This is a genomic window from bacterium (assembly GCA_035419245.1).
In the GTDB taxonomy this organism is placed as follows: Bacteria; Zhuqueibacterota; Zhuqueibacteria; order Residuimicrobiales; family Residuimicrobiaceae; genus JAKPUX01.
The window spans coordinates 513,478-537,817 of sequence record DAOLSP010000001.1; the positions used below are offsets into that span (position 1 = coordinate 513,478).

Consider the following 24,340-nt stretch of genomic DNA (forward strand, 5'->3'; position numbering starts at 1 on the left):
ACAATTAAACTAACCCACCGAGGGTGGTTGCGTTGGCTGCAGCACCCGGCTGACGCCCAACCTGAAGAGGACGATTGTTCCAGAATATCCTAAAAGAGCAGCTCAAGGTACCCGCCAGCGTTGAATATCTCGGCGAGCTGCGCGACTTTGTCACCAAGGTCGGGCGCCGACACGGATTCTCCGAGCGGGTGATCAATGCCTTCAAACTCTCCATCGACGAAGCGGCTACCAATATCATCAAACATGCCTACCGCGACTGGGAAGGCAGCATCACCATCCGCGCCATCGTCAAGAAAAATAGCCTCACCATGGTCCTCATCGACCAGGGTAAATACTTTGATCCGCGCCAGGTCAGCGATCCGGATTTGCAGCGGTATGTTGATATCGGCAAAAAGGGGGGGCTGGGCATCTTCATCATGCGCCGCCTCCTCGACGAGATCGACTATCGCAAGACCGAAGAGGGCAACGAACTGTGGATGGTCAAATACCGGGATGTGGCGCGCAAGCACCGCCTGAGCGTCCCCGCGCTTTCGATGACCTTGAAAGCGCGTTACTGGCTGATCTCGACCTCCGTTTTCACCCTTTTTTTGCTCGGCGTTTACAGCTTTAATTTTTTCCGCTTGCAGAAAAGCATTACGGATGACTTTCTCGCCCGGGGCCGGACCGCGCTGTCGGTGATGACCAGTGACATTTCCATAAATCTTCAGCAACAACTTCCCGAAGCAACACGCCTCAGCATGCTCGCTGGAACCAACCTGCCTGACGATATCGATATCCTCGCCCATACGTTGCCGCCTTTGAATACGCTGCAGAATTCAGAATATCATGACATCCTCTACCGAGCGATCATCGTCGATAACAACCAGTTCATCCTCGCCAGCACCGAAGGGCAGCAGATTTTTGAAAAATTCACCCGGCCGCAAAGGGTGACCGAGCTAGAGAAGGATGTGCTGCGGTATGATCTGGCTGGCGGGATCGAAGCGCTCGAGATTAATGCGCCCGTGCTGGATAGCGCCGGTAAAACCCTCTGTACCGCCCACTTTTTTATCGATTATTCGTCGGTCCGCAAGGCCGTGCGAAGCGCGCGCTGGCTTGAAGCCCGCTCCGCCGCGATTATCTGGTTGATCGGCGCTGCGGGCCTTTTCCTCCTCATTATCCTAGTGATGAATCCTTTCCGCCGCCTCTCGGAGTGGGTCAAACAGCTGGGCCAGCCCGGCGTTGCCGACGAGATGGATATTGACACCACCACCGAGATCGGCGAGATCGCCCAAGCATTCAGTGATATCACCCTCAAACTGCGCGAATCTCAGGTCAATCTGGCCGAGCAGGAGCGTCTGCAAAAGGAGATGCAGGTCGCCCAGGAGATCCAGCAGACTCTTCTGCCCAGCAGTTTCCCGGATATTGAGGGCTATGGGCTCAGTAGCTACTATGCCGCGGCCAAGGAGGTGGGCGGTGATTATTACGATTTCGTCGAAGTCGACAAGGACACCCTGGGGATCGTCGTAGCGGATGTTTCAGGAAAGGGTGTGCCCGGCTCACTGGTGATGACCATGATCCGCACCGCCTTGCGCACCGAGGCGCGCGGCATCAAGGATGCCGCCGAGGTGCTGGCGCGCGTCAATGATTTCGTCGTCAATGACATGAAGAAGGGGATGTTCGTCACCCTGTTCTATGTGATCATCGATTCCAAAAAACGGCGCCTCAATTACGCCAGCGCCGGTCATAACCCGATGATCCTCTACCGCGCCAGCCGCAACAAGACCTATTATCTCAATCCCCACGGCTTTCCCATCGGCATCTCGCTGCCCGATAAGAACCTGTTCCGCAACACCATCGAATCCGACACATTATCGTTGAATGAGGGCGATATCCTCCTGATCTATACCGACGGCGTGACCGAGGCGATGAACAGTCGGCGTCACCTGTATGGTGAGGAGCGCTTTCTCAATGTGATCCGCGAAAATGGTCATTTGGCTGCGGAGGATTTTGTCAGCAAGCTGCACGAGGATCTGCTCTCCTTTACGGAGGGCACTGCGCAGAGCGATGACATCACCCTGGTGGCCATCAAGGAAAAATCTTCGGCGGAGAAGATTGAGCTTGATCGCGCCAAGCGAGTCTACCGGCGTCTCCAAGCGGGTGCGGGCATCCGCGAGGCCTGTGAGGCCGAGGGCCTCTCGTCCTACTCCTACTACAGCAAGTATAAAGAGATTTTCGAGCAAGGCAAGATCGAAGAGCTGGTGAGCGTCGAGAGCGAATCGATCGAAGCCAAACACCTGAGCATCGAGGAGAAGACCAAACTCTACGATGTGATCATGCGATTTCCCGAATTCGGCGCCAAAAAGATCAGCGAAGAACTCAACAGCGAGCGCTACGGTTTTATGGAGATCCACCCCGCCAAGGTCTACGAGGAGCTGGTGCGGGCCAAACTTAATACGCGGGAGCTCCGCGAGGCCTTCGTCCACCGCGGTGGCAGGAAGCGCCGGCCGAAACCCCCAGGCACGCCCATGCTCACGCTCGATGGCCGGGTGATCATTCAGAATGGCGGTCTGGCAGATACAGCGGAGGAGGCTGATTTTGAGCCGCGCGTATCGGGGCAGCCTGCCAAAAAGGCGCGGCCGGGCAAGGAGCCGTCGGCAAAGCCCGAAGCGGCGGTCGGATCGGCGAAGAGCCAGAAAGTGCCGCTCCCCGTTCGCTCGGGGATAGGGCGGTTTGCGGGCCGGGATGTGCTCTCCTACCAGATTGAAGAGCTGCTCAACAGCCCCCTCGAGGATCTCTTCGACAAACGGCTGGGGATGATGTCCGAGGAGGAAGAACCCGGGATAGAGGAGGCCCTGCCACCGGAGCCAGTCTCTGAGGCGGCCGTGAAAGCGCCTGTGGAAGCCGACTTATCGCTCGAAGAGCTGAGATTTGAATACGCCGGGAGTCCGCCTGCCGAGGGATCCGCTAGCACGGAGGAGGCGAGTCCCGCCGAAGCCATGGTGGTCGAAGAAGGAGCGTTCGCCGCGACGCAGCCGGATGATCCCCGTATGCCTGAACCGCCAGGTACCAGTGAACCCCCTGAAGACGTAGCCGCAAGCACAGCGGCGCTGGCCTCGAGCCTCCCGGCCGACGACCTTGATTTTGCCGAGATCCTTGAATCGGGAGCGGGCATCGAGGATCCCTTCGTGCACAAGGAGGATAGCGCAAGTTTCCCGCCGGCACCAGTGGAGGAGGCCGTCATCGTTACGGAAGCCGACGAGCGCAAAGCGGACGCTCTCTTTCAGGAAGAGGAAGCGGGTCCGGCGCTTGAGGATATTTTTGAGGAGTTTCTCAATCTGGAGGAGGAGGCCGGACTCATCAGCGATACCGGCGAGCTGGAAAACGACATTGTCGAGCAGATCCTGCAGAACGAGATCGCCTCGCGCATGAACTGGGAGCTTGGCCTTGCAGAGCCTGAAAGGGCACCGGGCCTCTCGCAGAGTGGACAGGAGGGCCTGCCCGGGGCAGCCGGTCAGAAAGAGTCCGGCGAAGAACGGCATCGCCTTTCGTTCGATGAATTGATCGATTTGCTCAGTGCCGAGCGGGCGGAAGAGAAACCGTGGCCTGCCGCACTGGAGGCGGGCAACATCCTGCAGAATTCCGATGAAATGCCGGCGGAAAGCACACAAATACCGGGCGATGATCCGGGACGGGATCGTGCCTATGCCGCCGCGCTCAGCCATTACCTTAGCGAGGAATACCGACAAACCATTGAAATCTGCACAGCGCTTCTCGGCCTCCATGCAGAAGATTATCAGGTACGCGCCCTTTTGGGGCAGGCGCTCTTCCGCACGCATGACTTCCGCAACGCTGCACGCGAGTTTCAGCGGGTTTTAAAGAACGATCCTAAAAACAAGGAAGCTCATGAGAAGCTGGGCGTGATCTATGCCAACCAGGGGTCGTTTCCGCGCGCCATCGCGCACTGGGAATATCTGCTGCAGCTGGCGCCCGAACGGCGCGATATCTACGACAGCATTCAGCGTGCCCGGCAATTTATCAATCAGAGCGAATCCTCTTGATCTCCTTCCTTTGCCCCATGACGGGGGATATTTTTGTTGACTATTAGAGACATAAAGGCTATATTTATGAATTGAAGGGCTCGTCCTGAGGGGATTTGTGGTGGCGCGACATGCCTCCAAATCAGAATTGCGGAAACTGTGCGAGGCGCAGGGGCTGTAATTGCGGAACCATCTTGATGGAGATTCAACATGGAAGGCATCCAATTGTCGGTGGAGAAGACGGGTACTAAAAACAGCATCTCGATTATCAAGGTTGGCGGCTACATTGATACAACAACCTCCTCTGAGCTTGAGCATGCATTGAGCACGCTCTTGAAAGCGGGATCCAACAATATCATCATCGACCTCGGTAATGTGGATTACGTGAGCAGCGCCGGATGGGGCATATTTATCAGCGAGATCAAGGGCATACGGGAAAAAGGCGGCGACCTCAAGCTCGTCCGCATGATTCCCGAAGTCTATGAAGTATTCGAGTTGCTCGAGTTTCATTATATCCTGAAGGCTTGCGACACGATTGAGGATGCCATCAAGGATTTCGAACGCACCCTGGGCCCGGTCACGGAGGGGGCCAAAATATCCGAGGTGGAGATGCAGGAGACGCATAGCCCTGGTGGTGAACGCCGTGAAGGACACGCCAAAAGCGATGGCGTCAAGACCGACAATATCGAAGACAAGATCCGCAAAATCATCGCCCAGGAGCCGGAGATCGGCACGGTTCAGCTCATACGCACCCTGAATACCCCTGAATACGGTAATGTCCGCCTTGGCTGGTTTGCGATGCGCAAGTTGCTGAAAAAGGCAGGCCTCGACAGCAAGCGCGGCCGGGCACAGCTCAGCGCCGGTCGCTGAGCCATCCGGAACATCTGAGTACATTCCTGGGGGGCGGATCTGGTTCCGGTCGTACTGCAGCCCTCTTCCCGCAGCCTCACCTTTCCCGACCTCATCTTATGTTTATCGACCGCGCTAAAATTCGAGTGCAAGCCGGCTCCGGCGGGGCCGGCTGCGTCGCATTTCGCCGTGAAAAATATGTACCGAAGGGGGGACCCAACGGCGGCGACGGCGGTAACGGTGGCGATGTCATCGCGGTGGCCGACCGCCACATTCATACCTTGCTCGATTTCAAGTATCAGACCCTGTTCAAAGCTGACCGCGGTCAACATGGCCTGGGCGCGAATAAGACGGGCAAGAGCGGAGAATCCCTGCGCATCCATATGCCGATCGGCACCATGATCTATAACGCGGAAACCGGAGCCCTGGTGGCCGATCTGACGCAGGCGGGCCAGGAGGTCATCATTGCCCAGGGCGGGCGCGGCGGCAGGGGCAATGCCCGCTTTTCTACCCCCTCCAATCGCACCCCGCGCGAGTGGGAACCAGGATTTCCAGGACAGGAGCTCGAGCTCACCCTCGAACTCAAATTGATCGCGGATGTCGGCCTGGTCGGCCTGCCCAATGCTGGCAAATCGACCCTGCTTTCGCGCATCTCCGCGGCCCGACCCAAGATCGCTGATTATCCCTTCACAACCCTGACCCCGAACCTCGGTATCGTGCGGGTCGACGAGGCCCGCAGCTATGTGGTCGCCGATATTCCCGGATTGATCGCCGGGGCCCATGAAGGCAAGGGGCTGGGCATCCAGTTCCTTCGCCACATCGAACGGACCCGTATTCTCGCCATTCTCATCGACAGCAGCTCCGTGACGATGGAGACCGACTACAAGACCCTGATACATGAGCTCAAGTCTTACAGTCCTGATCTCCTGACAAAGCGGCGGCTGCTGGTTTACACCAAAGCGGATCTGCTGCAGCACATATTGAAGCCATTAAAAAGCCGGCTTACCGGCAAGGTGCCGGTGGCTGTCATCTCAGCCGTACGCGGGGATGGCCTGGAGCAGCTGATCCGGCTGATCTGGGATGAATTACAGCGGATGGAAGAGGAGCTATGATCTCATCCTGCGGGGGACGATATGGCAACAGCAACACCCGAAATCCTCTCTCTTTGGAATACGCCAGGGATCGGACCGCAACGGCTGCACAGCCTTATGGAGCGGTTTGGCAGCGGGCGCGCCATTTACGGCGCCTCCGTTCGACAGCTCTGCGAAGTGGAGGGTGTGGATCAGGCTACCGCGGCCAAGATCAAGTCGCACGCCGACCTCACCTGGGCTGAACACCAGCTAAAACAGGCGCAACGCACGGGGGTGATGGTGCTGACCTTCTGGGATGAGCGCTATCCCGAAATGCTGCGCTCCCTTTACGACTCCCCGATGGTCCTCTTCGTTCAGGGGGAGGTGGAGGTGCTGGCGGCCAAGTCGATAGCGGTGGTCGGCACCCGGGCGCCGAGCGAATATGGGCAAATACTTGCACAAAAGTTGACGCGGGATCTGGTGCAGCGCGGGCTGGTGATCGTCAGCGGATTGGCGCGCGGTATCGACACCCTGGCCCATCATGAAGCGATCGCATCGGGCGGTAAAACCATCGCCGTCCTGGGTTCGGGAGTGGATCAGATCTACCCCTCCGAGAACCGCCGTCTTGCGGCGGCAGTCGGAGCGAACGGCGCGCTGGTATCAGAATACCCGCTCGGCACGCAGCCGGATGCCCCGCATTTTCCTCGACGCAACCGTATCATTGCTGGCCTTGCGGTGGCGACACTGGTCGTCGAGGCCGGGGAAAACAGCGGCGCCTTGATTACCGCCGATAACGCCCTCGAGTACAACCGCGAAGTGCTGGCCGTGCCGGGCAATGTCACCAATCCCAAAAGCTGGGGATGCAACCATCTCATTCAACAGGGCGCCAAGCTGGTGCAGGAGGTGGAGGACATCCTGGTTGAGATCGGCATGGCGGATATGCCGCCGCAAGAACGGCAGCTGAATTTGCCAGGGGTGGGGCTCACTGCGGAGGCGGAAGCGCTCCTCAAGGTACTGACGGCGGAACCGCAACATATCGATGCGATCGCCCATCAGCTCGGCAAGCCGGTTTTCGTCGTTTTGGCGCAGCTGCTTGAGCTTGAACTGCAGAACATGGTGACGCAGCTGCCTGGGAAAATATTTGTGCGCGTTTGAAATCCGGCGGCGCTCCGGCACAAATATTATTTGACTATCTCTATATTTTTTCGTAAATTTTCAACTGCCGGGAGGGATAGACCTAACAGGCAAGGCAGCGGTCTTGAAAACCGCCGGGCGCAAGCCCTTGGGGGTTCGAATCCCCCTCCCTCCGCTTGCGTTGGTCCGGTCCCGGCGGACACATATTTCCGGAGAGGTGCCGGAGTGGCTGAACGGGGCGGCCTGCTAAGCCGTTGTAGGGGGTAACCCCTACCCAGGGTTCGAATCCCTGCCTCTCCGCAGTTAAAATGGCGAATCCCGCCATTTTTTTATAGTAGTGTACCCTAAATCGAAGAGGCAACGCGGTGTCTCAGGTTCGAGTTCGATTCGCTCCCAGTCCCACCGGCTTTGTGCACATCGGCGGCTTGCGTACCGCACTCTATAACTATCTCTTCGCGCGTCAGCAGGGTGGCGCCTTTATTCTGCGCATTGAGGATACCGACCGCGAACGGTTTGTCGAGGGGGCGACGGAGAATCTGATCAGCGTGCTCGAATGGGCCGGCCTGATCCCCGATGAGGGCCCGAAATGTGGTGGGGCTTTTGGTCCTTATTTCCAGTCCGAGCGGACGGAAATCTACCGCCACTATGCCTTTGAGCTCCTCGAAAAGGGGCAAGCCTACTATGCGTTCGATTCGGCCGCGGACATTGAGGCCATGCGCCAGCGTGCCAAAGTGCAGGGCAATCCCTTCGCCCGATATAATGCGCTCACGCGTTTGCAGATGCGGAACAGCCTGAGCCTGTCCGCGGCTGAGGTGGCGGAAGCCCTTCGCGCCGGCACCCCCTATACCATCCGCCTGCTGGTCCCTGCAGAGCGCAAGTTCGCGGTGGATGACGCGATCCGCGGCCATGTGGTTTTCGATAGCAAGGAGGTCGACGACCAGGTGCTGCTCAAATCCGACGGCTATCCGACCTATCATCTCGCCAACGTGGTCGATGATCACTTGATGGCGATCACCCACGTGATTCGCGGGGAGGAGTGGCTTAGCTCGGTGCCCAAGCATTTGCTCCTCTATGAGTATTTCGGCTGGCAGCCCCCGAGAATGGCCCACCTGCCGCTCATCTCCAATCCGGACGGCAGCAAGATGAGCAAGCGGGATATCCAATCGCTCGATGCCCTGCCTGCAGGCAAGGTCGATCCTGATGTGGCCTCCTACATCCAAAAAGGGTATGAGAAAGCGGCGCTGCTTAATTATATCGCCCTGTTGGGATGGAATCCCGGCGAAGGGGACGAGCGCCAGGTCTTCAGTCTCGACGAGCTGGTGCACGAGTTCTCGCTCGAGCGGATCAACAAGGCCGCGGCGATCTTTGATTTGAAAAAGCTCAACTGGATCAACAAGGAGCATATCATGCGGCGCACGCCGGCCGCGATCGCGGCGGAAGTTGCTGCGCTCGAGGCGGCAGAGGAGTACCGTCCCGTCGATCCGGCCTACCTGTTGCAGGTCGTCGGACTGATGCGCGACCGCCTCCATTTTATTGGGGATTTCTGGAAGCTCTCGGGTTATTTCTTCCGTGATCCAGAGACCTATGAACCCGAAGCCCTGAAAAAGCGCTGGAACAGCGACACGGCCGCGCTGCTCACCGAATTCGGCAGCACCTTTGCAGAGGCCTCCATCATGGATGCAGCGGCCTATGAGCAGGCGCTGCGCATGGTGGCGGAGCGTCACGGACTGAGCGGCAGCGCTTTGATCCATCCGGTCCGGCTGGCCGTCACCGGCGTCAGCGTAGGGCCGGGGCTCTTCGAACTGCTAGCAATCCTGGGGCCGAGTACCGTACTGCGCCGGCTTAACCGGGCTGTGGCCGTCATCCCCGGATTGCTGGAAACGGTTTCATCTCTAACCAAAACGGAACGAGCGAAATGTCCATGAACAAAGAAAGGGGTGAGACGCCGGTCGCGACCGCGCCGCCCAATTTTATCCGTGCCATCATACGGGAAGATCTCAAGACCGGAAAATATCAGGGGCGGGTGCACACTCGTTTCCCGCCCGAGCCCAATGGCTATCTCCACATTGGCCACGCCAAGTCGATCTGCCTTAATTTCGGCTTGGCCCGGGAATTCGGCGGCAAGACCAACCTGCGGTATGACGATACCAATCCCGCTAAAGAGGATGTCGAATACGTCGAGTCGATCGAAGAGGACGTCCGCTGGTTGGGTTTTGACTGGGAGGGACGGAAATACTATGCCTCCGATTATTTCGAGCCGCTCTATGACTATGCCGTGCAATTGATCAAGCTCGGCAAAGCGTATGTCTGCGATCTGAGTCCAGACGAGATTCGGGCCTATCGCGGCACCTTGACCGAACCGGGAAAGAACAGCCCCTTTCGCGACCGCAGCGTCGCAGAAAATCTCGATCTCTTCCAGCGCATGCGCAATGGTGAGTTCGCAGAAGGCAGCCGCGTCTTGCGCGCCAAAATCGACATGGCCTCACCCAATCTCAACATGCGCGATCCGGCGATCTATAGGATTAAAAATATTGAGCACCACCGCACTGGCAAGACCTGGTGCATCTACCCGATGTACGATTATGCACACTGCATCTCCGATTCGATCGAAGGGATCACCCACTCCATTTGCACCCTCGAGTTCGAGGACCACCGTCCACTTTATGACTGGTTCCTCGACCAACTCGGTATCTACCATCCACAGCAGATCGAATTTGCGCGTTTGAATCTCTCCTATACGGTGCTCAGCAAGCGCAAATTGCTGCAACTGGTGAGCGAAAAACATGTCAGCGGCTGGGATGATCCGCGCATGCCGACGATCGCCGGTATGCGCCGCCGGGGCTACACCCCGGAAGCCCTGCGCAATTTTGCCGAAATCATCGGAGTGGCCAAACGCGACAGCGTCGTCGATATCCAGCTCCTGGAACATTGCATTCGCGAGGATCTGAATCTCCGCGCTCCCCGCCGCATGGCGGTGCTGAATCCCGTCAAGGTCATCATCGACAATTATCCCGATGGGATGGTCGAAGAGCTGGAGGCCATCAATAATCCAGAGGATGCCTCCATGGGCACCCGCAAGGTCCCTTTCAGCCGCGAGATCTATATTGAGCGGGATGACTTCCGTGAGGATCCCCCGAAGCAGTTTCACCGGCTCTCACCCGGCGTTGAGGTCCGGCTTCGTTATGCCTATTTTATCACCTGCACCGGAGTGGAAAAAGATGCCCAGGGAATGGTCACCCTGCTGCATTGCAGTTATGATCCGGCTTCGCGGGGAGGCGGCACGCCGGATGGGCGCAAGGTGAAGGGGACCCTTCACTGGGTTTCCGCGGCGCACGCCTTGGATGCGACGGTGCGGTTGTACGACCACCTCTTCACCAAACCGGATCCGCAGGAGGTGGCCGAAGACGAGAGTTTTCTCGATTATCTTAACCCCCAGTCCCTCCAGGTGATTGAGCACTGCAAGCTGGAACCAGTGCTTGCGGGTGCACAGCCGGGCGAGAGGGTGCAATTCGAACGCAGCGGATATTTTATCGCCGACACCATGGACTCCAAACCCGGAGCGCCGGTTTTCAACCGGACTGTTTCGTTGCGGGATAGTTGGGCCAAAATCGAGAAAAAAATGGGCGGCTGAGTGCCCGGCGCCAGACACCGCCTCGCATCGCAGCGCCAAGCTGTATCCGTATCGTAAAAAATATATTTGAAATCTGGCAAAATATGCGTATATTAATCAATTAAAGTTGGGACAACCTACTGGGGAATCGTCCAATGGCAGGACACATGACTCTGGATCATGGTATCGGGGTTCGAATCCCTGTTCCCCAGCCCGAGGCGGAGGGTTAGACAATAACCCTCCGTTTTTTATTGCACCCTGATCATCCCACCGCTCCTTCCGCGACAACCCCCTCATTCTGGCATATTTATTGTACATTTCCAGGGTCAGCAGACGCTGACAGGGACGTAATCTTGCCAATTCCAATAAAATCAAATAACGAAATGGACGCAAAGCGCGACCATAAGGGCCTCCTGTTACACAAATGTCGTTTTCATGTTCCAATTTGTAACAAGAATCGGGAGTTATGAACTCGGGAAAGTGGTTACATGGGCTGGTAGCGCTCACCGCGGCCATACTGATCCTGGCGCAGCAGTCGCCTGTGCCGAAAGGGATGTCCCGCCAAGCGGAGATGGTCCCGCTTTCCCGGATCGACGTGGGGCCGCTCGCCCCAATCTCCATCAGTGAGTTCCTGCCCCCGCCGACGGTCCGGCGCGCCGCACTGCAACCCCGCACGCCGGTTTCATCATCGACCGCCAGCCCAATTTTACCGACGTCGCCGCCCATGAAGGCGGCAAAAGCAACGGCGGTTGTCTCTTCGAGTGCTGCTGGGCAAAAGAGTGAAGCGGGTCCCGAAGCCACGCCAGCGATTGCCGCGGATGCTCCTGCCGACGCGGAAAAAGCGATCGCGGATGCCCGGCCCTCTTCTCTCTCCGCCAACGAACGCCCCCGCGCCGTACGCGATGATAATCGTCTGAACGAGCGCATCCATCGCGATGTTGTCCTGCTCATCAAGAACTATATCGCCGGGCATGCCTCTAGAGAAGTGTCGGCGGTTGAGCCGATGCACCTCGCCAGCGCCGACCGGCTAGCCCTTCCTGAACCGAGCCTGGTAGCAGAGCAGAGTACCGGGGATCGCTGGAGGGCGGTCTTGGCGGCGGGTCCGGTCCGCGTTTTCGGCGCCGTACCGGGGATGAAAACCGCGGGATACAGCCTGGATGGCTTTCTGGATTTCAGGATTACCTCTGGCATAGCGCTCGGCGGCAGCATCGGATTGGACCGGATGCACAGCCGGGACGGTCGAGCGGATTTTTCGTTACTACAGGCCAGCGTGCAGGCGCGGCTTTTCTTCCATCCCCGGGCCAGGCTCACGCCCTTCGCTCAAGCGGGCATAGGCTATGGGCAATATCTGACAGGGAGGGCCGCGACGACTGGTGATGCTGCGGCGCTCGGTAAAAAAAGCGCTCCCGTTGCACATCTCGGCGCCGGAATTGAGTGCCCCCTCACCCGCCGCGCCGGCGCACAGCTCCTGGTGGACTATGAACGGCTGCAAAAGCGGGCTGCCGGGCTCAAACCGGAGAGTTCAGGGAAGGCTTCCTGGTCTTTCATGGCTGGAATCACCCTTTCCCTGAGCGGGCCGCGAACCATCACCCGGCCCACTGCAAACGGCCTGGCGGTCAATGCCGCGTCTCAAAAATAGCGGGAACATTCTGCGATTTTTTACGTTATTCTTCTAGGCGGCCTGCCCCTATCCCTCCATCGAATGCCGACCCCCCTAAGGCATTCCCCAATAAGGGCGGCCGCCTTTTTTTTATTTGAAAAATGCGGGATCTACCTATAGAGTAATCGAGTAAAAAATGCCGCGACTTCGCGATGGCCGGCGAGGATGCGCCCGTAGCTCAACTGGATAGAGCTTCTGACTTCGGATCAGATGGCTGGGGGTTCGAGTCCCTTCGGGCGCGCAAAAAAAAGAGCTCAACAGTGCTGAGCTCTTTTTTTTAGGGGGGGGAGGCTTCGCTCATACCCGGCGGTTGGCGATGAGCAGGGTTCCGGGATCGAGGCGTAGCTGCAGCCGGTCGCTCCCTTTTTCCTCATGATCCTTCAGCAGCTTGAGTTCAATATAGTCGCGGTGTGCAACCAGCAGGATGATCACCGAGAGGAGATTTTGAAAGGCGCTGATCGGCGCCGGAATGGCTTTTGGGTCCGTGATCTGAACGTCGGGGGGAAGGGTGGCCGAAAACCAGATTTCCGCCTCATGGTCGGAGGCCAATTGCTTCCAGAAGAGCAGATCGCTTTCGCTGGCCTTTTCGAAAGAAAAACCATCGACGATGATGATTTGCGGCTGGAAGGAGGAATCCCTGATCAGCCGGGCGACGCTGCTTTTGACCGCATCAAGGTTCAGCCCGCTGCGTTTGAAGTGGAGGATCAGGCGGTTGCGGATGATTTCTTCATAGATATCCATTGCATCGGCCAGCTTGTAGGCGCGGGCGATTTCATGATAGACCTGGGTGTACCAATGTTCGATATGCTGGGGATCGTCGGAAAAGGAGATATGGAGGGCTTTGTGGCCGCGCAACAGATTATCCGTTGCGAAGTGAACCAGGCAGGCGGTTTTGCCGACCCCCTTGCGGGCCACGAAGACGCCCAGATTGCCCTTACCCAGCCCGCCGCGGATCGATTTTTCCAGGATCCGGATCGGACTGCGCTTGATGATTTCTGCTTTGAGCATGACAGACCTCTGAAGTAAGGTGCGCTGCTTCAAATGGCCAAGCCATTGTAATATACGACAGACTAGACCAAAGATGCAACATCGTAATATCGGATTTGCGGACAAAAGTCAGTGCGACGAGCAACGCACAGTTACTTTTGTTTCTGTTTTTCCTGATAGGCCTTTTTCAACTCTTCGGCAATCGATTCGGGCACCTTGGCGTAGCGCTTGAATTCCATCGTGAACTCCGCCTTGCCCTGCGTGGCCGAGCGCAGCACCGTGGAGTAGCCGAACATCTCGCCCAGGGGTACTTCCGCTTCAACGGCGGTGAAGGTTTTATCCTCGGTGGCGCTGAGGATCATGCCGCGGCGCTGGTTAATGGTGCCGAGAACCGCTCCCTGAAACTCCGGTGGAGTCTCTACGGCTACGCGCATGATCGGTTCGAGAATGACCGGCTTGCAACGGCTGTAGGTTTCGCGGAAAGCGCTCGACGCCGCGGTCTGGAAGGCCATATCGGAGGAATCGACAGGGTGAAAGTTGCCGTCATTGAGGGTGACCCGGACCCCGACAATGGGAAAGCCCACCAGGGGGCCCTTCTCCAGGGCGGACTCGAAGCCCTTTTTGCAGGAGGGGATATACTCGGTCGGGATGACTCCGCCCTTGATGTCATCGATGAACTCAAAATTACCATCGTGGTAGGGCTCAATGATCCCGCAAACCCGTGCATACTGGCCGGCACCGCCGGTCTGCTTTTTATGGATGTAATCGAAGTCGGCTTTCTGCGAGATGCTCTCGCGATAGGCCACTTGCGGCGCGCCGGTCTCGAGGGAGACCGCATACTCGCGGCGCATCCGCTCCACATAGACATCGAGATGTAGCTCGCCCATGCCGCGGATAATGGTGTCTCCGGTCTCCGGATCGACAAAGGTCTTGAAGGTCGGATCCTCCTTGCTGAAGCGGTTCAGGGCCTTGGCCATGTTTTCACCGGACTTGTTGTCCAGGGGCTTGATCGACAGCGAGATTACTGGATTGGGCACATACATCGAGGTCATCGAATAGTTGATATCGGTGGAGCAAAAGGTGTCGCCAGAGGCGCAATCGATGCCGAAGAGGGCGACAATATCGCCGGCTTGCGCCTCGGTGATATCCTCCATCTCGTCGGCATGCATGCGGATGAGACGGCCGATGCGAACCTTTTTCTGTGAGCGGGTGTTGCGCAGTTCATCCCCTTTATGGATGCTCCCCTGGTAAATGCGAACGTAGGTGAGCTGCCCGAAGCGTGTATCATCGAGCTTGAAGGCCAGGAGCACTGCGGGCAGCTTGCTGTCAGGCTGGAGGACGATCTCGGTCTCCCCGGCATCGAGATCGAGGGCGCGGTTTTCGACCTCGGTCGGGGCGGGTAGAAAATTGACGATGCCGTCGAGCAGCAGTTGAATGCCCTTGTTCTTGAAAGCCGAACCGATGAAGACGGGGGTAAGTTCGAGGGCGAGGGTGCCCTGGCGGACCGCCTGATAGATCAATTCCTCGGTGACTTGGTCCGCGAGGTAGGCCTCCGCTAGTTCGTCGCTATATAGCGAGACGCGGTCGATGAGGAGATCGCGTTTTTCCAGGGCCTTGTCGCGCAGGGCCGCGGGGATCTCCTCTTCACGGAGGATCTCGCCATTGTTGCCATCAAAGTAAATCGCCTTGAAGCGGATCAGATCAATGATGCCCTCAAAATTGGCCTCGAGGCCGATCGGGTACTGGAGCATGACGGCATTGTGGCCGAGTTTGTCGCGGAGTTGTTCGGTCACCCGTTCCGGGTCAGCGCCCATGCGGTCGCATTTGTTGATGAAAGCCAGACGCGGGACCTTGTAACGGGTCATCTGCCGATCGACGGTCAGGGTCTGGGATTGGACGCCGCCGACGGCGCATAGGACCAGCACGGCGCCGTCGAGGACGCGCAGGGAGCGTTCCACCTCGATGGTGAAATCGACATGTCCGGGGGTGTCGATAATGTTGATCGCATGCTTGCCCCAGGTTACGTTGGTCGAGGCGGAGGAGATGGTGATGCCGCGCTCGCGTTCCAGCTCCATCGAATCCATAGTGGCGCCGACGCCATCCTTGCCGCGGACCTCGTGGATGGCATGGATTTTTTGGGTGTAATAGAGGATTCGTTCGGTCAGGGTCGTCTTGCCGGAGTCGATGTGGGCGCTGATGCCGATGTTGCGCATTTTTTGCAGATCAATAGCCATAGTGAACTCGGAGTTAATGAGGCAATTCGTGAAAAATAAAGATATAAAGTTACGAATTCTTTGCCAATTTCCCAATAAAAAAATAGCCATTTGCCTAAAAATGCTGCAGGGTGTCTGATGGGAAATCCTGCCCCACCGGTATGTCGGCAACGGCGGGGCAGGCGGCAGTCTCAGCGCTCGGGGAAGGGGGGCACCGGCGGTACGGTATTTTTCCAGGTTTTCAGTTCTTCCTGGATCAATTCGATGGCTTTGTCAAGCTGCTGGTCGATGCCCTCGTATTCAAGGGCGGGATCATTATCCACCTCGACATCCGGTTCCACCCCGGTTCCCTCGATGATCCAGCTGCTGCCATCCAGACCGAAGCGGGAAAATTCGGGTTTGTTCAGTGAACCGCCATCGAGGAAGGGCAGCGAGCCGCGAATACCGACCACGCCACCCCAGGTGCGTTTGCCCACCAGCTTGCCGATCTTGAGCTGTTTGAACTGGTAGGGGAAAAGGTCGCCATCGGAAGCCGAGAACTCGTCAATCAGGCAGATCTTGGGTCCCCACTGCATGCCACCCGGAGCAGGCGTCGCTATGGTGTTGCGGGCAAAGGTGAACATGGTGATTTCGCGGCGCAGCCGCTCGATGATCATGGGAGAGACATTGCCGCCACCATTGCCGCGATCGTCGATGATCAGGGCTTTTTTCTGCAGCTGAGGGTAATAGTATTTGACAAATTCGTTAAGCCCATGGGTGCCCATATCGGGTATATGGATATAACCCACTGTGCCGCCCGTGGCCTTGTCGACTTTGGCGATGTTGTTCTGCACCCAGTCGTAATAGTAGAGCTCGGCCTCGCTGTCGATGGGGACGACGGTTACCTCGCGGCTGCCGGTAGCAGTGGGAGTTTTGTTGAGTCTCAGCACCACTTGTTTGCCGGCTTTGTTGACCAGAGCCGCATAGAGGTTGGGCATCGCGGCGGTCGGCTGGCCGTCGATGGCTAGGATATAATCGCCGGGGGCCGCATTGACCCCGATTTCGGCGAGTGGGGAGCGATCCTTGGTCTGCCAGTTTTCGCCTTTGAGGATCCGGTCGATTCGGAAATACCCGCTGGCGACCTCCTTGCTGATCTGAGCCCCGAGCAGTCCCAGCTTGATCCGTTTCGTCTTGGGCAGATCGCCGCCGCCGACATAGGTGTGGCCGGCGTTGAGCTCGCCGATCATCTCGCCGATCAGATAGGTCAGGTCGGCGCGGTGTTCGACATAGTCAACCAACGCGCCGTATTTTTCTTTAACACCGTCCCAATCCACTCCGTGCATATTGGGTGCGTAGAAAAAATCGCGCATCTGGCGCCAACTCTCGGTAAAGATCTGCCGCCACTCCGCCTTTCGGTCCAGGGCCACCTCCATGCCGGTGAGGTCGAGCTTGTCTTTGATTTCGATCTTCGCCGTCGGCAGGTCGATCAGGGCATAGGCGGAACCCTGTTTGACGAGCATCTTTTTCTGATTAGCCGAGATTTCATACCCGTCGATTTGACCCAGTTCAGTCTCTTTCTGTTCCTTCAGATCATACATCAAGAGCAAGGGCTTTTCGTCCTTGCTGCTACGGCGGATGTAATAGAGTTTTTGTTCGACAGCGGAGAGATGGCCGTACTGCGCCGGTGTGACGGGCAGGCCGACGATCCGTTGCGCCAAACCGTCGAGATCGATCTTGAGCGGTGTGACGACGACGGCCGATTCCTTTTTGCCGCTCTCCGGGGCCTTGGTTGCGGCCCCCGACGGCTTCTTGACCTGAACTTCATCACTTTTGGGCTTGAACGGGGAGGGGGTCTCCTTGTTCAGGGTTAAAAGGTAGATGCGGGAGAGGTCGCGATAGATATGATTCCACTCGGTCTGGCTGTAGAGCGGATTGAAGTCGCGGTTTGAAACGAAATAGAGAAATAGCCCGTCGCTACTGAAAGCCGGACTGGAGCAGTCGAACCAGCCATCGGTGACAGCGGTGGTGCTCCTGGTATCCAGGGAGTAGAGGTAGAGCCGCGACATCATTTGCTCTTCGTCCTTCACATAGGCGATCCACTTGCTGCTGGGCGACCAGACATAGTCGGTGAACTCGAAGGTGCGGGCCGTATCGATCGGAGTGACCGTCAGCGATTCGATATCGACGTATTGCAGGCGCAGTCTTTTGTCCGCCCAGAGCAGTTTGCGGCTGTCGGGCGACCAGCTCAGCCGATATTTATAGACGTCGCCGTTGCGGGTGATCTGCCGGGGTTCCCCCTTCCCGTCCTGGGGGAAGAGCCAGATTTCGTCCTCCCCAGTGCGGTCGGAGATCGCGGCGATCCATTGGCCGTCGGGCGACCAGATGCTGTTGCGTTCGTGAATACCGGGAGTCCGGGAGAGGTTGCGGATTTCGCCGTACTTGGCGGGAACGGTGAAGAGATCGCCGCGGGCGCCAAAAAGGGCGCGTTGGCCATCGGGTGCGATCTCGTAGTTGGCAATTGCGGTGCTGACATCGGCGATCCCGGAGCGGCTAGCGGCCAGATCCTCGGCGATGGTCACCGGGATCTCGTGCAGGCTCTCATTGGCGAGATCGAAACGGAAGAGGGCGCCGCCCTTTTCGAAAACGATCGCTTGGTCGCCGAGAGAGGGGAATTTGATGTCATAATCGGTGAAGCGGGTGAGCTGGCGCAGTCCGCTGCCGTCCGGCCTACAAACATAGAGGTTCATCCGTTTGTTCTCATCGCGGTCGGAGAGAAAAAAGATCCGGTCGCGCCACCACATGGGAAAGAGGTCCGAAGCGGGATTTTGGGTGAGGTTGCGGGTCCTTTTGCTAGTGCGGTTATAGATCCAGATATCGTCGGTCATGCCGCCGCGGTAGCGCTTCCAGGTGCGGAATTCACGGAAGATGCGGTTGTAGGCAAACTGACTGCCGTCCGGGGAAAAGGAACCAAAGCCTCCACGCGGCAAAGGGAGTTGTTCGGGCATGCCGCCCTCTCGGGGAACGAGGAAGAGCTTTCCCTTGAAGTCGTTGAATTCATACATGCGTGAGCGGAACAGGATCTGCCGGCCGTCCGCGCTCCAGCCCATTACGATGGAGTTGGGGCCCATGCGGTCGGAAACATCGTCGCGATCGAGGGTCGCGGTATAGGTGAGGCGCTGCGGCACCCCGCCCTCGGCGGGCATCAGGTAGACCTCGGTGTTGCCATCGTATTGTCCGGTGAAGGCGATCTGCCGGCCATCGGGGGAAAAGCGAGCGAACATTTCGTAGCCCATGTCGCTGGTCAAGGGGCGGGCGATACCCCCCTGAGCCGATACGGTGTAGAGGTTGCCGGCATAGCTGAAGACGACTTGTTCTCCATGGATGGCGGGAAAACGGAGCAGCAGGGTGGAGGCCATGCCCGTCGCGGCTTTGAGCAGTAGAACGAGGAGCAGGAACGGCAGGGTGTGTCGTTTCATAAGGATCCTTTCAGTTTCGGAATGAAGCTTAAGCGGCGGGGATCGGGAGCGGTGTTGAGGATTAGGCAAATAAAAACCCTGCAGCAGGTTGTGGCGGCAGGGTTATCGTACTCCCGGCTATTCTATTCGTTTGCGGCTGCGATGCGACAGCAGGCCGAAGACGGCATCGAAACCACGTTTGATGCCCTGGCCCACCTGAGATATCTTGACGGCGGGCAGGGCCAGTTTTTGCAGCAGATGTTGCTCGAAATCCTTGACGTTGCGCGAGAGTTGACGGACATTGTCCACACTCTCCTCGATCATGAGGGTCTGGCGCTGCACGGATTCAAGGACGCGCGCTGTCTTTTGGGTGATGATTGTTAGATCGTGACTGATGGGCGCGATATGCGGCCGGATAGTCTCGGTCAACCGCTGGATGGATTTGATCAGGCGGATGACGTAGAACAAGGTCACGATCAGGGCCACCCAGGTCAGCACCATAACAGCGGCGATGACGACCACACTGTATTCCAGCATCACAGGGGCTCTCCTTACGCGTTAGGGCTTACTTTTTTTCGAACTCCTTGCGCGCGGCCTGGACGCCTGCCGTCACGGCCTTTTCAGCCTTTACTTTTTTTTTTGCGACTTCTTCCTTGGTGTCGTAAAAGTATTCCTTGGCGCTTTCGCTCAGCTCATCCACTTTATGGCCGGCACTGGTGAGGAGTTCCTCGGCTTTGCTCCGGGCGCTAGCGAGTTGCTCGGTGGCTTCTTCACGGAGAGCCTGAGCCTTGTCGACCGCTTCGGTGATGATCGCAGAGGCGCGGGCGCGGGCATCGTTATACAGGCGTTTGGAGCCCTCAACCGCTTCCTCGCTCTTGCGGCGGATATCTCCACGCAGCTCTTTGCCCGACTTGGGGGCGAACAGCAGCGCGGCGATCGCACCCAGAGTGCCGCCGATCAGCAATCCCTTGAAGAAACTGTCGCGATCGAATCCATTCTCAGACATGGTCATTTCCTCCTGATAAGATGATGATAATCGTTTGATGGGATCTCTTTATATAACAATATGGCTGGTTAATTGTTCCCCCGGGCGTGATAAAATCGGGGAATTGCATCCTCCCCCTTTTATACAATTAGTGAAATAATATCAAAAAGTCAAGGCCCTTTTTGCCGGTATGGCCACCCAGCCGGCGGCAGCGCGTATAATTTCCATTACGATGACGAGACTCGAAGGTTACGGCAAAATCCTTGCTTTTCTCCCTTTTGGCTGATATATTACAGGCTGTTGGCCCTTTTACCTGGCAGGAATCTCTTTTCAGGAAAGACGTCGTGGACGAGCAGCATTTTTTTACCCTCATCGCCGAGGAATTGAGCCTGCGCTGGAGCCAGGTCAAGAACACGGTGGATCTGCTGGATGCGGAAAATACCGTCCCCTTTATAGCACGCTACCGTAAGGAGGTCACCGGCAGCCTCGACGAGGAGCAAATCCGCGCTATACAGGAGCGCATCCGCTATCTCCGCAACCTCGAGGAGCGCCGGCAAGCCATTCTCAAGAGCATTGAGGAACAGGGCAAACTGACGCCCGAGCTGGAAGAACGCATCCATGCCGCGGCCAGGCTGCAGGAGTTGGAAGACCTCTATCTGCCCTACAAACCGAAACGACGCACTCGGGCGACGATGGCACGGGAGAAGGGGCTGGAACCGCTGGCGCAGCTCATCCTTGCCCAGGAGATCCTTAGTGGCGATCCACTGGTCTATGCCCAGGCTTATGTCGATGCCGAAAAAGGGGTGGAGAGCCCGGAGGAGGCCCTGGCGGGTGCGCGCGATATCTGCGCGGAGACGGTCGCCGAGGAGGCCCGGATTCGCCAGACCATCCGCGAGTTGACCCTGGCCCGGGGATTTCTCACCTCCGCGGCCCGCGACCCGGAGAACTGCCAGGAGTATGAGATCTACAAGCAGTTCTCCGAGCCGGTTCGAACCATCCCGCCACACCGCATCCTCGCCATCAACCGCGGCGAGCGCGAAAACTTTCTTCGGGTGGAGGTTGAGGCCCCGGAAGCGGAGTTGGTGCTTGCAATCGAAGCGGCCTGCATTACCCAGCCTCGCAGCATCTTCACCGGCGAGCTGCGCCAGGCCATCGCCGACGCCTACCACCGTCTCCTCGCTCCGGCGATCGAACGCGAAATCCGCGCCCAGCTCTCCGATAAGGCCGACGATCATGCCATCAACATCTTCGCACAGAACCTGCGCGCTTTGCTGATGCAGCCGCCGCTGCGTGGTCGCATCATCCTCGGTATTGACCCTGGCTTCCGCACCGGCTGCAAAATTGCCGCCATCGATCAGACCGGCAAATATCTCGAAGGCACTACCATCTATCCGCACGAGCCGCAGCGGCGCTGGGAGGAGGCCAAGGAGACAATCTTTGAATTTATCGAGGATTACAGGATCGATATCATCGCCATCGGCAATGGCACGGCCAGCCGCGAGACCGAAAAGTTGGCCGCCGAGGTGATCGCGGCGTGCAGCCGACCGGTCCAGTATGTCATCGTCAACGAGGCCGGCGCCTCGGTCTACTCCGCCTCCCCGGTGGCCAAAAAGGAGTTTCCGGAACTCGAGGCCTCCCTCCGCGGCAACATTTCGATCGCCCGCCGCTTGCTCGATCCCCTCTCCGAACTAGTCAAGATTGATCCCAAATCGATCGGCGTTGGACTATACCAGCACGACGTCGACCAGATACGCCTGGCTGAATCCCTGGACCAGGTGGTTGAATCCTGCGTCAATAATGTGGGCGTCGACCTCAACACCGCCTCGGCTTCGCTACTGCAATACGTCTCCGGGATCAACAGTCGGGTTGCGGAGAACATCGTCAAATACCGCGAAGAGAAGGGCCGGTTCGACAGCCGCGACGAACTCAAGGCAGTCAAAGGCGTGGGCGAGAATGCATTTATCCAGGCGGCCGGTTTTCTGCGTCTGCCCGAAAGTGAGCACTTTTTCGACCGCACCGCGGTCCATCCCGAGTCTTATGGCGCCGCCGAAAAGCTCCTACAGGAGCTGGGCCTCACCATCGCTCAGGTCCAGGAGAACGGCAAACTGGTGAGCCGGCAGCTCAAGAAGAGCCGCCGGCCGCTGGCGGAGCTCGCGCAACGCTGCGGCTGCGGTCAGGAGACGCTGCTGGACATCATCGCCAGCTTGGAAAAGCCAAACCGCGATCCGCGTGATGAGATGCCCAAGCCGATTCTGCGCAGCGATGTACTCAGCATGGAGGATCTGAGCGAAGGGATGGTGCTCAAGGGCACGGTGCGCAATGTGGTCGATTTCGGGGCCTTCGTCGATATCGGGGTCAAGGAGGATGGCCTGGTTCATCTCAGCCGCATGGCAAAAAAGTTCATCAAGCATCCTTTGGATGTCGTCAAAGTGGGCGATGTCATCGAAGTTAAGGTCATCTCCATCGACCGCGAACGGCACCGCATCGGATTGAGTATGGTGCTGGATTGAGCGGGGACGCGATGCCGGGCGACGAGGTCCAGCCGTTGCGGGTATGCATTTTTACCAGCGTGCACCGGCCCTATGACGTCCGGATCTTCCACCGGGAGGCGCAGACGCTAGCCGAGGCGGGCTACGAGGTCACCCTCCTGGTGCATGCCCCCTTCACCACCGCGGAACGGGACGGTGTGCGCCTCATCGGAATGACCCCACCGGCGAACCGCCGCCAGCGTCTCTCCTCTCTCTGGCGTTTTTTTTGGGCCGCGTTGCGCCAAAAGGCCCAAGTCTATCATTTTCATGATCTTGAGCTGCTGCCCGCGGGGTGGCTTCTGAAACGGTGGACGCGCGCGGCGGTTATCTATGACTGTCATGAGAACTATCCCGAAGCGGTCCGCGAGCGGGCCTGGCTGCCAGGCGGGCTAAAGCCGCTGCTCTCCCGGCTGGTCGCCTGGTGTGAACCCGCCCTGGCGCGCCATCTGGATGCGGTCATCTGCGTGGTCCCCGACCAGGAAGAGCGGCTGCGGCGGCGCGGCTGCCGCACGGTTATGGTGCGGAACTTTCCCCGGCTGGAGATCTTTTCCGTGCCGCAGCGAGGCGCTCGATCCGCAGAGCTGCTCTACCTTGGCGGGCTGAGCTACGCCCGCGGCGCGCGCGTGCTGGTCGAGATCATGACCCTGCTGCATCCCGCTTATCCGCAATTGCGTCTCACCTGCCTCGGACCCTTCAATGAACCTCATGTAGGTGAGGAGGTGCAGGCGCTGATCCGCGCGAGGGATCTCGAGGGGGTCATCACCCATATTCCACTGGTGCCCCACGAAGAGGTGGCCGCTTACCTCTACCGCGCCCGCATCGGGCTGGTCCCCTGGCAGCCGCATCCCCAGCTCATCAAGCTCTGTTATCCCAACAAGGTCTTCGAGTATATGGCCTGCGGCCTACCGATTGTCGCGAGCGATCTGCCCGGCCTGCGCGAGCTGATCCTGCCGGCGGGGTGCGGCCTTTTGGTTGCTCCGGCGGAGGTGGAGGCGCATGTTGCGGCCATCCGGCACCTGCTGGACCATCCAGACGAGGCCGAGGCGATGGGTATCGCCGGGGCGGCTTATGCCCGGGCGCATTACAGCTGGGAGAGCGAGCGCCAGCCGCTTTTGCAGCTTTATGCCGGACTGGAGCGGAACGTATGATTATGGCTGTGCAGCCTCCCGCCTATTTTGCCTCTGTCAAAGAGTGTGCCAAGTTGCTGACCGCTGAGGTCGTGGTGGAGGCGGAGAGCTTTCGTTTCAGCCGCAAGGAGTCCATCCATCGGGCGGCTATCCGCACCCGGACAGGAGTGCACTGGCTCTCAGTCCCAGTGCTCAGCCGGGGCAAACCGGGCGCCCGCATCGACGAGTTGGAGATCGATCCGCGCCAGCCGTGGGGGGATCTGCACCTACGCACCCTTGAATACACCTATCACAATGCCGCCTGGTACTACTTTTATTCCGATGCGGTGTCCGGGATCATACGCGGGGCCGGCAGCTCCCTGGCCACGTTGCTCCGGGCGACCGGCCGTTTTGCCGTGCGGAGCCTGCAAGCCACTGCCACCTGCTTTTCCAGCACGGAACTCCCCGCGGTGGCGGATCGCACCGGGAGGGTTCTGGCCTGGGCGGCGGCTTGTGGATGCAACTGTTACCTGGTATGGCCCTTTGAAGTGGCATTGCTCGACCGAGCGCGGTTGCGCGACGCGGGGATAACCCTACTGCAGCTCGAATTTGGGGCGGCGCCCTATCATCAGCAGATGCCGGATTTCCAGCCCGGCCTCTCCATTCTTGATCTTCTTTTCAACGAGGGGCCGGCAGCGGCGGACCATATCCGAAAAAGCGTGGAGTACCGGGTGGTGGACACTTGAAG

15 protein-coding genes and 4 tRNA genes are annotated in these 24,340 nt (G+C 58.3%); 14 read left to right on the forward strand and 5 right to left on the reverse strand.

Translation table 11 applies throughout. The annotated features are described in order from the left end of the window. Positions 1–74 precede the first annotated feature (74 nt). The 11 genes from PLH32_02015 (at position 75) to PLH32_02065 (ending at position 12,580) form a co-directional block, all read left to right on the forward strand. Complete coding sequence (locus tag PLH32_02015) at positions 75–4,037, forward strand: SpoIIE family protein phosphatase (GenBank protein HQJ63368.1); 3,963 nt, start codon at positions 75–77, stop codon at positions 4,035–4,037. A gap of 189 nt (positions 4,038–4,226) precedes the next feature. After that, a complete protein-coding gene (locus tag PLH32_02020; GenBank protein ID HQJ63369.1) occupies positions 4,227–4,886 on the forward strand; it encodes an STAS domain-containing protein in 660 nt (219 codons plus the stop codon). 98 nt (positions 4,887–4,984) lie between these two features. Continuing rightward, positions 4,985–5,977, forward strand: coding sequence for a GTPase ObgE (gene obgE, locus PLH32_02025; GenBank protein ID HQJ63370.1), 993 nt, complete (start codon positions 4,985–4,987; stop codon positions 5,975–5,977). A gap of 21 nt (positions 5,978–5,998) precedes the next feature. Then, positions 5,999–7,090 (forward strand): DNA-processing protein DprA, encoded by a 1,092-nt coding sequence (gene dprA, locus PLH32_02030; protein ID HQJ63371.1) that lies wholly within the window; start codon positions 5,999–6,001, stop codon positions 7,088–7,090. 70 nt (positions 7,091–7,160) lie between these two features. Further along, positions 7,161–7,244 (forward strand) — tRNA-Ser (locus PLH32_02035). A 36-nt stretch (positions 7,245–7,280) separates the two neighbouring features. Continuing rightward, positions 7,281–7,369: transfer RNA gene (locus tag PLH32_02040), tRNA-Ser, on the forward strand. Positions 7,370–7,434: 65 nt separating this feature from the next. Then, positions 7,435–8,994 carry a glutamate--tRNA ligase gene (gltX, locus tag PLH32_02045; protein ID HQJ63372.1) on the forward strand — a complete coding sequence of 520 codons (1,560 nt, stop codon included), beginning with the start codon at positions 7,435–7,437 and terminating at the stop codon, positions 8,992–8,994. Further along, positions 8,991–10,700 carry a glutamine--tRNA ligase/YqeY domain fusion protein gene (locus PLH32_02050; protein HQJ63373.1) on the forward strand — a complete coding sequence of 570 codons (1,710 nt, stop codon included), beginning with the start codon at positions 8,991–8,993 and terminating at the stop codon, positions 10,698–10,700. Before gltX ends, PLH32_02050 begins: the two co-directional genes overlap by 4 nt. 120 nt (positions 10,701–10,820) lie before the next feature. Next, a tRNA-Gln gene (locus PLH32_02055) sits at positions 10,821–10,891 on the forward strand. 254 nt (positions 10,892–11,145) lie between these two features. Further along, positions 11,146–12,318: a hypothetical protein gene (locus PLH32_02060; GenBank protein HQJ63374.1), complete on the forward strand. Its 1,173-nt coding sequence runs from the start codon at positions 11,146–11,148 to the stop codon at positions 12,316–12,318. Positions 12,319–12,506: 188 nt separating this feature from the next. Then, positions 12,507–12,580 (forward strand) — tRNA-Arg (locus PLH32_02065). A gap of 56 nt (positions 12,581–12,636) precedes the next feature. Here PLH32_02065 and PLH32_02070 read toward each other — a convergent pair. The 5 genes from PLH32_02070 to PLH32_02090 all read right to left on the reverse strand — a co-directional run bounded on the left by PLH32_02070 (position 12,637) and on the right by PLH32_02090 (position 19,979). Further along, on the reverse strand, positions 12,637–13,347 hold the full coding sequence (locus PLH32_02070) for a hypothetical protein (GenBank protein HQJ63375.1): 711 nt from the start codon (positions 13,345–13,347) through the stop codon (positions 12,637–12,639). Between the two features lie 131 nt (positions 13,348–13,478). Beyond that, the gene (gene fusA, locus PLH32_02075) at positions 13,479–15,560 is read right to left on the reverse strand and encodes an elongation factor G (GenBank protein HQJ63376.1); all 2,082 of its coding nucleotides are present in this window, start codon (positions 15,558–15,560) and stop codon (positions 13,479–13,481) included. A 170-nt stretch (positions 15,561–15,730) separates the two neighbouring features. After that, positions 15,731–18,994: a PDZ domain-containing protein gene (locus tag PLH32_02080; protein HQJ63377.1), complete on the reverse strand. Its 3,264-nt coding sequence runs from the start codon at positions 18,992–18,994 to the stop codon at positions 15,731–15,733. A gap of 117 nt (positions 18,995–19,111) precedes the next feature. After that, positions 19,112–19,510 (reverse strand): DUF948 domain-containing protein, encoded by a 399-nt coding sequence (locus PLH32_02085; protein ID HQJ63378.1) that lies wholly within the window; start codon positions 19,508–19,510, stop codon positions 19,112–19,114. Positions 19,511–19,538: 28 nt separating this feature from the next. Beyond that, positions 19,539–19,979 (reverse strand): YtxH domain-containing protein, encoded by a 441-nt coding sequence (locus tag PLH32_02090; GenBank protein HQJ63379.1) that lies wholly within the window; start codon positions 19,977–19,979, stop codon positions 19,539–19,541. Between the two features lie 323 nt (positions 19,980–20,302). On the opposite strand from PLH32_02090, the gene PLH32_02095 reads away from it, so the two are divergent. From PLH32_02095 to PLH32_02105, 3 genes are read left to right on the forward strand one after another with little or no spacing between them, the layout of a single operon-like run. Continuing rightward, complete coding sequence (locus tag PLH32_02095; protein HQJ63380.1) at positions 20,303–22,468, forward strand: Tex family protein; 2,166 nt, start codon at positions 20,303–20,305, stop codon at positions 22,466–22,468. Further along, positions 22,465–23,634, forward strand: a complete 1,170-nt coding sequence (locus PLH32_02100) for a glycosyltransferase family 4 protein (GenBank protein HQJ63381.1) — start codon at positions 22,465–22,467, stop codon at positions 23,632–23,634. The genes PLH32_02095 and PLH32_02100 overlap by 4 nt, the downstream gene beginning before the upstream one ends. Beyond that, on the forward strand, positions 23,631–24,338 hold the full coding sequence (locus tag PLH32_02105) for a WbqC family protein (GenBank protein ID HQJ63382.1): 708 nt from the start codon (positions 23,631–23,633) through the stop codon (positions 24,336–24,338). The genes PLH32_02100 and PLH32_02105 overlap by 4 nt, the downstream gene beginning before the upstream one ends. Positions 24,339–24,340 lie beyond the last annotated feature (2 nt).